11 protein-coding genes are annotated in these 12,617 nt (G+C 40.3%); all 11 read right to left on the reverse strand.

Going from position 1 to position 12,617, the window contains the following annotated elements:
- Window positions 1-68: 68 nt before the first annotated feature.
- The 11 genes from AC0MXB_RS10545 to AC0MXB_RS10595 all read right to left on the reverse strand — a co-directional run bounded on the left by AC0MXB_RS10545 (window position 69) and on the right by AC0MXB_RS10595 (window position 12,445).
- Window positions 69-1,370, reverse strand: a complete 1,302-nt coding sequence (locus AC0MXB_RS10545; RefSeq protein WP_474039632.1) for an ABC transporter substrate-binding protein — start codon at window positions 1,368-1,370, stop codon at window positions 69-71.
- Between the two features lie 269 nt (window positions 1,371-1,639).
- Window positions 1,640-2,800: a methyl-accepting chemotaxis protein gene (locus tag AC0MXB_RS10550; RefSeq protein ID WP_474039633.1), complete on the reverse strand. Its 1,161-nt coding sequence runs from the start codon at window positions 2,798-2,800 to the stop codon at window positions 1,640-1,642.
- Window positions 2,801-2,979: 179 nt separating this feature from the next.
- Window positions 2,980-4,776, reverse strand: coding sequence for a sensor domain-containing diguanylate cyclase (locus AC0MXB_RS10555; protein WP_474039634.1), 1,797 nt, complete (start codon window positions 4,774-4,776; stop codon window positions 2,980-2,982).
- A gap of 77 nt (window positions 4,777-4,853) precedes the next feature.
- Window positions 4,854-5,579, reverse strand: a complete 726-nt coding sequence (locus AC0MXB_RS10560; protein WP_474039635.1) for a flavodoxin family protein — start codon at window positions 5,577-5,579, stop codon at window positions 4,854-4,856.
- Window positions 5,580-5,644: 65 nt separating this feature from the next.
- A complete protein-coding gene (locus AC0MXB_RS10565; RefSeq protein ID WP_474039636.1) occupies window positions 5,645-6,190 on the reverse strand; it encodes a PadR family transcriptional regulator in 546 nt (181 codons plus the stop codon).
- Between the two features lie 134 nt (window positions 6,191-6,324).
- Window positions 6,325-7,161 (reverse strand): MBL fold metallo-hydrolase, encoded by an 837-nt coding sequence (locus AC0MXB_RS10570; RefSeq protein WP_474039637.1) that lies wholly within the window; start codon window positions 7,159-7,161, stop codon window positions 6,325-6,327.
- 48 nt (window positions 7,162-7,209) lie between these two features.
- Window positions 7,210-7,656, reverse strand: coding sequence for an acetyltransferase (locus AC0MXB_RS10575; RefSeq protein ID WP_474039638.1), 447 nt, complete (start codon window positions 7,654-7,656; stop codon window positions 7,210-7,212).
- Window positions 7,657-7,729: 73 nt separating this feature from the next.
- Window positions 7,730-9,208, reverse strand: coding sequence for a ribosomal protection-like ABC-F family protein (abc-f, locus tag AC0MXB_RS10580; protein ID WP_474039639.1), 1,479 nt, complete (start codon window positions 9,206-9,208; stop codon window positions 7,730-7,732).
- Window positions 9,209-9,497: 289 nt separating this feature from the next.
- Entirely contained in the window at window positions 9,498-10,136 is a 639-nt protein-coding gene (locus tag AC0MXB_RS10585; protein ID WP_474039640.1) for an alanyl-tRNA editing protein, read from the reverse strand.
- Between the two features lie 154 nt (window positions 10,137-10,290).
- Window positions 10,291-11,196: a carbon-nitrogen hydrolase family protein gene (locus AC0MXB_RS10590; protein WP_474039641.1), complete on the reverse strand. Its 906-nt coding sequence runs from the start codon at window positions 11,194-11,196 to the stop codon at window positions 10,291-10,293.
- Between the two features lie 166 nt (window positions 11,197-11,362).
- Entirely contained in the window at window positions 11,363-12,445 is a 1,083-nt protein-coding gene (locus AC0MXB_RS10595) for an NADH:flavin oxidoreductase (RefSeq protein WP_474039642.1), read from the reverse strand.
- Between the last annotated feature and the right edge of the window lie 172 nt (window positions 12,446-12,617).

A 12,617-nucleotide genomic window follows, 5' to 3' on the forward strand; every position in this document is an offset into this window, starting at 1 on the left:
GAAAACGATGGTCCAGAATGACTTTCTGGCGCCACCGTTTTCACAATTCTCCCTATAATAATCAATCGTTATTTAAGCAACGCATTGATCTTATTCTGCGCTTCTGTCAAGCCTTCACGAACAGGAGTTGTTCCTTGTAAAATTCGATCACGTACATCAAGCAAGATCTGTTCCGCTTGCAAGCCAGCGTCACCAGGGAAGGATGCCCAAGGTACTACGCCATCCATCTGCGAAGTGGCAGCAACCATCATTTGATTTTTCGCTAAGAAATCTTTCAGACCATCCTGGGCCTCAGCTACATCTTTACGCGGCGGTACATACCCAGTTCCCTTCGTCCATTCCGCCATCGATTTTACACTATACAAAAACTTCATAAACTCCCAAGCTGCTTTTTGCTCTTCTGGTTTTTGCGCCGTAATCGCGAGGAAACAGCCGCCTGCTGGTAATCTTCTTGGTTTTCCCTGCCATACAGGCGAACTTACCGCTGCAACATCAAATTTAGCCCCTTTTTGAACATTCGCTCGCTGAGCAATCGTGGTATAGAGCATCGCCACATTGCCATCAATAAAGGACTGCACGCCTTCTCCCCAAGAAATATGCAACGCTGATTTATCTTTTGTCACCATATCAGCATAAGCTTGATAAGCTTTAATCCCATCTTCCGAAGCGAAGCTTGCTTTACCATCGGTGATCATCCGTGCGCCATTACTTTCGATCAGAGACTGCTGCGCCCAGTTATCGGCCGGCTCTTGCATATAGAAACCGTACTTACCGGTCTTTTCTTTAATCACTTTAGAAAACTGGATTACTTCTTCCCAGTTCTGCGGGCCATTTTCGTTTAAACCAGCTTGCCGCAGCAAATCCTTATTAATATACAATACAGGCGTACTTAAGGAGTAAGGAATCCCAACCTGAACACCCTTGCTATTTTTTGCTAGACCTAACACATTAGGAAGAAATTTATCCTGCAAAAAGGTTTTATCATCAGGAAAATCTCTGTCGATAATCTTTTGCGGCTCTACGTACTGAAAATTATTGGAAAAATAGTCTAGAAAAGCCCAGCCGATTTGTACAACAGCAGGAGATTTCCCTGTGGCTACTTCCGCTTGCAGGTTCTGCATTAAACCTTTGTACATATCGGGATTATATCGTGATACAACCTCTACATCCTTACTTTGGGCATTGAATTCCTTAACGAGTTCATCTACCGTTTTGCCCCCCTGGGTTTCCGCATTGCAATGCCAGTATTCAATTTTAACCTTTTTCCCAGCGTCACCATTGCCCGCAGAGTTTGAAGACGCTCCGCAACCAGCTAACAGGACCGTACTGACCAAAGCCAGGGCAATACCCTTTATAATGTTCTTTTTCATCTTCAGCGTCCTTTCGTTCTAGGTTCTTAAAAGTTCAGCCTTAGTATAACAAGGATTAGAGCGATAAGTTTTAAGATAAGATGAAGAATATGTAAATTTTTACTAAGCAACAGAATACGAGTCTTATTACAAACAAAAAAGTCCCACAGAGTCACTAACTTAGCAACTCTGCGAGACTTTACCAACAAAGAAAAAAATCTTTTATAATAAAACTTTATTAAATTTAAAAACAAAGGCTGTTGAAATGTAAGATCTGACTGCAACCAAGCCTACAACTCACTAGCTGTAACGGCAAGATTTTTGGCAATGGCCGTCATTTCTTCAATACTGGCATTCACTTCCTGCGTCGAAGCAGCGGTCTGCTGTACAATCGTCAGCGTTGCCGACGACGATGCCTTCGTTGTATTCATAGACCGTTCAATTTGATCTGTTAATTCTCGAATTTGCAAGACCGTATTTTTCGAAACATCGGACAGTTTTCTAATCTCTTCCGCTACCACACTAAAACCCCGACCTAACTCACCAGCACGAGCCGATTCAATGGCGGCATTCAAGCCCAGCATATTGATTTGATCGGCGATGTTTTTAATATAAGTCATTACCTCATTAATCTTTTGAACTAATTCAGCAACCGTGCCGATTTCTTTATGTAAGGTCTGTTGATTCCCGTTAATATCACTAGTTGCCGCCGTAATCTGCTCTACTGCCGCTGATACATCGCCTAGCCCCTCTTCTAAAGAAATCACAACTTGCTTTAACTCCCGGGCTAATTTTCTCGGTACAGCGATCCCAAACGAACCAACAACCTCTTTCGTTTCTTCATCACTCACCGGCGATGATACAGCTAATACTGGAAAACCATAGATACTAGCGTCAATCTCCTCTAAAGACTGTTGATTGCTATTCATCGCTTTATCAGCCGTGCTTCCCTGACGAATTGGGTCTCCCGCCTGAATCGTTGGCATATCGAACTTCTTAGAAGACTGGCGTTTTAAAAACTTTTGCCTGTCACTTAAATATAAGAAGGCGCCTTCAGGCATCAATTCTGCGAGAATCGGTGCAAAAGAATCAAAAGCCTTTACGATCGTGTGCTGTCGCGGAATTGGCAGAACCCAAGCACCTACAACCTCCGATTCTGCAGCATCCCAAACAGGCCCCGCTATAGCAACGAGTCTGACCCCATAGACATCTCGCGCAATGCGAATCGAAATGACTTTTCGCGCTCTCATCGCCTGCGCCGCTGGGCCGCTGTCACTGAAACCGCCGCCAACCTCTAATCCCGGGATATGAAAGCCATTTTCCAATTTAAATGTTACCTTTTCTTTATCTGTTACAAAAAAACAAGCACCATCTTCAAAAGCATAGATTGCCATACCAAAAAAGCCCTGAAGGAATTTCAAGTCATGTTGATGCACACGAAAATCATCCATACAATTCCACTCCCGCTAATTAATATCCTCATAGCTATGCCATGAGTAAACGCAAGTAAATTCAGCAATGACACCTATTATATTGCATGAATTCTTTTGTTTCGACTTTTTTCCTGCTAATTCGAATAATTTCATCGTAGACTTTTTATAATTATAGTCGGTATACTTTTTTACTTCTGTCATAATTGAACAACCTGATTCCGCCCCTGCGCTTTCGCATCATATAGAGCCTTATCGGCACGCTCAAATAAGCTTGCCATAGAATCACTTGGCATAAACGCCGCTACGCCGATACTTAATGTTACAGATACTTTCTGATTTTGAATCGGCGCAAACTCCATTTTAGCAAAATCTTGTCGGATTTGTTCGGCAATCCTCATCACTTCCGCCTGTTGTATATCCATCACTAAAACAACAAATTCTTCGCCGCCATAACGGAATGCCATTTTAGCTACTTCAAGATTATTTAACAGTAAGTTGCCAAGAGAAACTAAGACTTGATCACCTTGCCAATGACCATAGTTATCATTATAGTTTTTAAAAAAATCAATATCTAATATCATGATTGACAAGTTGCGCTTCTCCTGTGCGGCTGTTTTAATGGCTTTTTGGATCACACGATTCAAGCCACGTCGATTATAAAGTCCTGTTAACTCATCAATATCACTTAAATCTTTATAGTAATCAATATGCTTTGTAAGCATTAATTCGCGTAATCTCAACTGCTTAAATCGCTCCGATAATGCCAAGGATAATAACAACATTTCAACTACGGATGACACGAGTAAGCCATTGACACCAAAAAGTCGATAAGGCAAGATCGTCCAAATGAAAACGCCCACCGCTAATACGCCCCAAGCCAACAAATAGAACCTTGCAGGCTGATACCCTTGTCGAAAGCGAATAAATGCCAAAATCATAAACACAACAGACAAAGTCATTCCCAAAGCATAAGCAATCCGATTCGCCGAAAGTTCATAGCCTAAGACTCCTAAAACGCCTCCCAGCAAAGCAATAACCACAAACGAGCCCAATAGCCTAAACCAAATCATTTCACCGCGACGTACCCGAAGAAAAAAACCAGTAAAAAAAACGGAACACATGAAGGCTAGCGACAATGACGCCCAAAAAATCCCTCGATACATCGGATAACTTAGATCGAGTAAAAGTCGCAAATAGCCACAAGCCGCAAGCTGATAAATAAAGGAAGCTGCCACATAGAAGACATAAAAGAAATAGGCCTTATCCTTTAAAATATAAAGAGCAAGAAAATTATATAAAAAAGCGGCAATAATTATGCCGAAAAAAATCCCGTAACTTAAATGTTTAATAAGAGCCTGTGCTAAAAAGTCCTTTTCATCCCAAATTCGGACAGGCAATCGAAAAGCAGATACCGTATCTAACCGTAAATAAACAAACTGTCCAGTCATATATTCAGTTGGAACGGCAATCGTCCATGTATTATTTAAAACATCATTATTCCTTGTCGGTCTAAAAGTCCCTACCTTTTTTACCGTATACTGCGTTGTACCATTCACGATTCCTGTCGGAAAATATATATCAATTTTACTAAAATTGGGGCTGATAAATTCGAGAAAACGTTTCTCCCCCGTTAAATTATTATTTGGCAACACAAATCTTACCCAATAGATCGATGGTGAAATTCCTTGGGAAATCGCGTTTTTACTATAGTAACGGAATTGAGAAACGTTTTGGGGATCACTCACAGTTTGTATGTCTTCCTCAGCATTTTTATCCTCTAATATGTCAAAGTTAAAAATGAATGGACCCACTTGTGAGCTCTGGTCTTTGTCATAAGTGGAGCTCGCACTCCCAAGTAACAACACCAGAACAATCAGAGAAAAAAATATGCTTATTTTCCGCACATATAAATTAGCCATCGCACACACCAAATAGTTAAAGTAGTTAAAAAACTCTTCGGCAAATAAGCTACAATCCCTGCTATCAAAAAACATTCGTCTGCTTTTACGGCCATTTCAAAGCAAATCCTCCTGTATCAGCTCTGATCCAGGAGGATTTTATATAGTATCTCTTATACTTTACTCTGCAAAACAGTATCGAAATAAGCATTTGCTGCTTGAATATACTGTTCATCAGGTACAAACTTCTGTTCTAATGATCGTTTTATTTCTGCCGAAACCTGTTGACCTAATGCAATTTGTCGGCCAGCCTCTGCTAAATTTTTAAGATATTCCGTAATAATTGGGGCCATTTCATCGCTCTCAGACCGTAAGAGGCCGCCTTGAGCTGCGTAGAATTCTCCTAGCACTTCTGTTTTCATATTGCGAGCGACACGCTCTAGCCAATGAGAAATAACTTGAAAATGGGACCGTTCCGAAAAACCGCAATTCGATATCATGACAAGCTTCGGTGAAGGTACGTCCGGTTTTTTCAAGTGGCAACATTCACCGTTAGCGTCTTGCTGAAAGTGCGGATCCCCTTTCACAATCGTACGATCCATAAAATCTTTCAGAATACCGGTAACATGATCAAAATACAGTGGGGTAGCTAATAGCCAAATATCGGCGCCTTCACATAATGATAAGATTTGAGCCATATCATCGTGAATTACGCATTGACCAGGTGTATGAAACCAACAAGAGAAACAACCGCGACAGTGCTGCACTTCCTTTTCCGCTAAGAAAATAGTTTCCGTTTCAGCGCCTGCAGCCTGGGCGCCTTGCAAAAAGGCGTTTACCATGACCTCAGTGTTGCTAAATTTTCCTTTAGGGCTCCCATTAATCGCTACTACTTTCATTAACTCAACCTACCTTTCATTTTGTAATTTTATTGGCTAAACTACTGTCTAAAAATTTATTGCTGCTACTCCCTGTCTGCTAATAATTGCAGGCATTCTTCAGCCCATTCGATAGCGCCTTCCGTCGTTTTAATACCGCGGCGAACTGTCATGCGCCAAAAGATGGCTTTAGCTTCACCATGCTCTTGTTGGCTTTGAATATGGGCCTCAATTTCTTTGTACGTACAAAGCTGTTCTTGCTGCTTGCGTAGAAACCGCCGCAATTCATAAATCAAGTCAGGTACATCCATATAGGAAGCAAAAAATATCCGCGCCAAAAGTTCACTACGCACCGTTTCATCCAGCATTTCCGGAAATTCCCGCAGCCATTTCTTAAATGACGCCATACCTTCCGGCGTCACAGAATAGACCTTTTTATCAGGTTTACCGTCTTGCGGTTCAATGCAGAATGTTACCAAGCCCTTCTTTTCCATCGAAGTAAGTTCACGATAGATTTGACTAATATGAGCATTCCAAAAATGATTAATCGACCCCTCAAAAAACTGTTTTAACTGATATCCAGTCATCGGTTCATAAGATAACAAGCCTAATAGTGTGTGATGTAGTGACATTTTGCGCCCCCTAATATGGAATTATTTTCATTTTTATATTAGCAAAATTATATATGATTTGTCAAATATAAAAATATAAAAAGAACCTTATCGGATCTGTCGAATAACGATCCCGATAAGGTTATGACTTAAATTTATTTGTATTCCCGGACAAAGCCAACACCAATTTCTTGTATCGAAAAATTTTTAGCTAACTCAACTTTAGAAGACAAATCCGTACAATGACAAGGAGCTATATGGGTAACATTATTTTTCTTCATATATTCACACGTTTTGTCAAGCAAATCTTGACTAGGATTCAGCAAATGAAACCCGCCGATAATATCGGCAATTCTTGTATCATTACAAACTTTTTTTGCTGTTTCGATGATATTGCAAATCCCCGCATGAGAGCAGCCTGTTATGATAACTAGACCGTCGACGGACTTGTAAACCAACGCCGAATCGTCAAGGACAAAATCAGGCGCATCCCCGCTTTCACCGCGAATTGTTCCGACCGGCCTTTGGTTTTCAAAGTCATTATCCCGTTCAATTTCACCTAGAAAAACTAACTTGTCAGTCAGCCATAGCTCTGATTTGCTTAATATTAAATCAAAATGCTGCCTCAATTTATCTTCGTTAATTAATGAGCCTATATCGACTTGACCTTCCCACTTATTTTCAAACGCCACAGGATGAGCAATCAGTTGGGGCTTGTTATATATACCATGCTCCATAAAAAGCTCCGTATAATATTGAATTAAATAAAAGAGTCCTCCCGTATGGTCATTGTGGCCATGTGAAAGCACAACCGAATTGATTGCTCCTAAATCAATATTCATCTTACGGGAATTTTTTAAAAATACATCGCTATAACCAACATCAAATAGCAACTTTATGCCGCTTTCTTCAATATAGTAAGATACGCCTGGTTCACCGAAAAAATACCGATCAATGAGCGTATTATTATCAACAAGTACTTTTAGAATCATTTTTACTCCTTACGTTATTTCTAACGCCTTTCTTCTTATTTAGATTAGTTAACGCCCCGCGTGAGTAGTCAATTTCATGTGCAAAATAGGATATGGTTTCCCTTGCCCATCTAATTCAGAATGACTTATGACTTGAAATCCTATATGCTTATAAAAACCAATCGCCTGATCATTCTGCTCATTCACATCTACATGTTCGACCTTTTCTTGCTCTATCGCATGAAACAGTAATGTTTTACCTAGGCCTTGGCCCCGTGATCTAGGATCAATGAACAACATTTCTAAATTTCCATCGGCTATACCCATAAAGCCAGTAATTTGATTATTACTATCTTTATGACAAAATAATTTCACCTGTTGAAAATATTCGTTCAAAATTAACGGTTTATAAAACTGGATATCCTCTTCTGTAAGAAAATCATGGGTTGCTCGAACTGCGTTTTCCCAAATTTTGATTAACGTATCATATTCATTTACAGTCGGTTGAATAATCATGTTATTCCCCTTTCGTTACCACTGATTCTATCACTCATTTATCCGGTCTATTAAATTTCATTTTACAATAAATTTAGAGTCTGACAATCTTTGTTGCAACATTATTACAAAACTCACTATCATGTTCAACAAATAAAATGGTCGGTGAGTAATCAAGCAGCAGTTCTTCGATTTGCATGCGAGAAATCACATCAATAAAATTAAGTGGTTCATCCCAGATATGCAAGTGCGCTTTCTCGCAAAGGCTCTTAGCAATCAGCACTTTTTTCTTTTGTCCGCCGCTAAAATGAGCCATATCTTTTTCAAATTGCACTCGAGAAAAGTCAAGTTGCCTTAGAGTAGCCTTGAAAATACTTTCATCAATCCCATTCTCTCTGGCGTAATCAGTAAGATTCCCTGTAAGGTGTGAAGTATTCTGCGGGACATAAGAAATGCGAAGCTGGCTTGCTTTTCTTAGCGTCCCCCGATAAGAAAGGTCTTCACCGCAGATTAATTTCATAAGACTAGATTTTCCCGAACCATTTTTACCATAAAGGGCTACTCGATCCCCTCGTTCAATCGTAAAACTTATATTCTCACATACGATCTTACCGTCATAATCTATCGTTACTTGATCCAGTTCTACCAGACGCTCCGCATAAAAAGAACTTTGGGAAAGTTTCAATCGAGCCGAAGTTTCAACATTTTTAAGTAGCTTGGACTTATCGTCAATAGCCGCTTCTTGTCTTGCTTCTAGTGACTTGGCGCGTTGCATCATTCTAGCGGATTTATGTCCTAGGTAGCCTCGATCTGGCCGTAAACCTGAATTTCTTGTACCTACTTTGGTCTTCTCTACTTTATCAGACCAATCGGCTGTACGCTTAGCAGCGGACTGGAGACGGGTAATGTCTTTGCGCAATTTTTCATTTTCGGCAAGTTCAAAACGATCCTGTTGTTGTTTATTGTCCCACCAAGACGAAAAATTGCCTTTTTGAATTTCAATATTTGTTTTATTCAGCGAAAGAATATGGTCAACACAGTGATCGACAAAAGCTCTATCGTGGGACACCAAAATAAAGCCATGTTTTGTTTTTAGATAATCACTAACAATTTTTCTAGCGGTCATATCTAGGTGATTCGTCGGCTCATCAATCAGTAAGAAACTATTTTCCTTAAGAAATAAAGTAGCAAGCAGCACTTTGGTTTGCTCTCCCTGAGATAGCGTAGCAAAAGGGCGATACAAAACATCCTCAGAGACCTGCAACAGCGAAAATTCCCGCATGATCTGCCACTGCAGACAATCCGGATCAATGCTTTCGATGACATCCATGGTACTACTTTCAGGGCAAGTTACTGTAAAAGGAAAATATTCAAAATTGACCTTAGCCTTAATCGTACCGCGATATTCAAATTTACCAAGCAATAAATTGAGAAATGTAGTCTTGCCTCGACCATTTCTTCCGATAAAGCCTAATTTCCAATCTGTATCAATTTGAAAACTCACATTTTCAAAAATGTTATCATAACTGCCATCATAGGCGAAGCTTACATTTGAAACACTTATTAAAGACATAAATTATCCTCCTGTAATAAAATTATAAAGCTGCAAGAAAGTACTTTCTTGCAGCTCATAAATACAGCAAAACCAAGCCCTAAAATGGGCATGGCAAGGATATATTTTGAGTGAAAAGAATTAGTATCTTTCTTGCCTAGGCATAACAAAACAAGAGGCGTCCTCGCTCTATCATTTATTATGCTTTGTAAACTTAGCAAGAAAGAATAATCATCTTTTCAACTCCAGTCTTTTTATTTGTCTTCATCATATCATAGCGTTTTTTGAAATTCAATAAACAAAACCTGGTCTACTTTAAATATATCTCAATTCGTTCCTTACCTTTGCCAATATTATTCCTTTTAAGCAAAAGCTCACCAACTTCGCCAGTTCGTTTCGGATGAGTTCCCCCACAGGGAACTTTAGCGAAGCCTTCAATCGCCCAAAAACGAACCTCATTTAGAGTATCGCTAAAGTCACTTCGGATCGGCAAATTGCTTTTAACAAGAGTTTCTATTTCTGTTTGGAGCGAATCAAAAATTTGCGAGATGTTGCCTTGCCAATAAAAATCGACTCTTGCCTTGTCTTCTGAAATATGCGCCCCAATCTTCTCGGGATGATTAAATCGCTGAGTTACCAGCTCCAGAACAATCTCTGCTGCAAAATGCAGTCTCATAAGTCGATAACGCCGTTCCCAGTCAATCTTGATTAAAACAGCGTCTTCAACTGAAAGATTATGGCCTTCCAGTTGATAGACAATCTGCTGATCTCGTTTTTCCGCTTTCAGGATCTTATAGCCACCAATAGTGCCAGTATCTGATTCTTGCCCGCCGGAAAAGGCGAAGGCTATCGTCTGGTCAACTGTGGCATAATCGCCATCAACACTCGTTACTTTAGCATCTAATTCGGTTAGATAAGGATCTTCCCAAAACTTTTTTATAACAAACACAATTCGCCGCTCCTATCACGTCAAGATGTTAGTATTTATTATACCACTTTAAGGATGACGAAACCTAATCTCCTTTTCATTTCCAAAGCGCAAAAGGCATCAATCCCCTTTACTACAGGAATCGATGCCTTGCTCTACTATAGTTAAGCCAATGCTATTTACCGAAATCAGGATTCTTCAGAATTTCTTGGTACATGGCAATATACTTATCAGGTCTAAAATCAGTCCCATCTACAGCGGGATTATGCTTATAAAGCCCGCGTTCCGCCAGCGACAGATCAATAGTGGCAGTAAACATCTCCGATTCATCAGCCACTTCATCAGTAAATTGGTGGCCAGCGTAATAATAAGGTTCCCAAGTCTTTCGGCTAGGACCAATGATACTACTACCGCCCCAGAAGTAATTATCCACATCTAAACCACCAAGATTGGCCGAAGCAATATAAACGCCTTCTCGAATCACACTGGCTTCCAACGTTGTTGTCCCCAAGCCGCGGCCATGACATTTAGCCAAAGCGGTCGAATTGATATACAACCTACAGCCCATAGCGGCATAATAACGAACCATTTCAGGAAAACAGTAAGAGTCATAGCAAATATTACAGCCTACAGGCCCCCATGGTGTATCTAAAATAAATGGTTTATCGCCCCGCGTTGCCCAGTTTGGTTCCGGGGAAGGCAAATGCATCTTACGATAAGAACCGACGAGTCCCTCAGGTGAGAAAATAGCCAGCGCATTATAGATTGTATCGGGTTTTTGCGCGTCTTTTTCCGGCATACCAAAAATAATGTACAGGCCAAATTGTTTTGCCAGTTCAGCAATTTCATTCGTTGCCGGTCCAGGAATAGTCTCAGCCAATAAGCTCTGCATTTTTTCGGTTTTCGGTTTAGCTGCCTCATCATCATAACCAGTCAAGCACATCTCTGGAAACACTACGAAATGACTTCCTTTCCGAGCGGCGCATTCAATGTAATCCTTAATTCGATTGAGGTTTTTCTCCTTATTTCCCCATACGGCGTTAAACGTAACAACAGAAATAGTTAGTACATCTTTAAACATACTAGAACACCTCCTAAAATTCATAAGTTACAAAAAAAGGCAGGACAGCATTCCCGCTGTCCTGCACTTCTTTGTACATTATGTATAATTTAAATTGTAGCACCATCTTTTCTAAATAGCAAAAGCTACCATGCATTTTATCACTATTAATAAGAACAGCTTCATATCATTTTTCGTTAAAGATGCAATGATTATTTCCAAACTTAGAACAGCGATTACAGGAAATGCACAAGGCAGGCGCCGTGTCACCAGACTTCCAGCGACTGAACAAATTTCGTTCCCGAATCAGCGGTCTGGCAAAAGAAAAAAAGTCTATCTCGCTTTCATTGAGCAAATTAGTAACTGCCACAAAATCACGATTTCCCCCGACTGCAATAACCGGAACCGCAACTTCCTGTTGTAGTTCTTTTGCATAGGAAAAGAAATAGGAGTGAACTCGCGGATTGGGACGTGAATATCCCTCGCCTTGTCGCGAAGATCGACTTCCGCCGCTCAATTCTACCGCACTTAAACCAAAGATCTGCAGCTTTTGGCACACATATTTACATTCTTCAAAAGACATGCCAGCTTCCATGAAATCGTCAGCATTTATTTTGAGCAGGATCGGATAGTCAACACCAACTCGTTCGCGAATTCGCTGAAATGTTTCGACTAAAAATCGACTGCGATTTTCGATACTGCCACCATATTGATCTGCTCTCAAATTATAATAGGGCGTAAGAAATTTACTTAGCAAATAACCATGCGCAGCATGCACCTGTACTCCATCAAAACCAGCTTGTTTTGCTCGCCAAGCTGCGGCGGCAAATTCTTCTTCAAAAGCCAGAATCTCTTCCTGCTCCAAGGTTAGCGGTGTAGTCCCATAACCTATATCGGTGACCGCGCTAGGACCTTTCATGGCACGATCAGGATTGTTATCATCCATAGTCTGAGCGCCAATTGCCCCAATCTGCATAATAATTTTCGCACCATATTCATGCACCGTGTCAGTTAATTTTTTATATTCTTCGATAAAACTATCATTGTCAATGCCGAGTTGCCAAGGAATCCATTTTTCGCGTGGGCTTACAGCCGTAACACTAGTAATAATGATCCCTGCTTCGCCTTTGGCAAGGTCTTCATAAAGTTGAAATAAATCTTGCGTCAAGTGCCCCTGTTGATTGGCCATCCCCTCATAAGTAGCCGAACGGATCAACCGATTTTTAACTGACATTCCCGCTAAATTCACTGAGTCAAATAAAGATTTCATTACAATTCCTCCTAATTTATTTTATAAGGTGCATATACACCTATATGCCATTTTTATACCGCAAGCCTTAGATAAAACAAAACGGCTTGCGGTATAGCTAAATATACTAATTTAAATCTGCTATGAACTTATAATATAGCATTAGTGTGCTTTTATCAAGTACGCACTTTAA

This window comes from Pelorhabdus sp. sgz311001 (assembly GCF_055901755.1).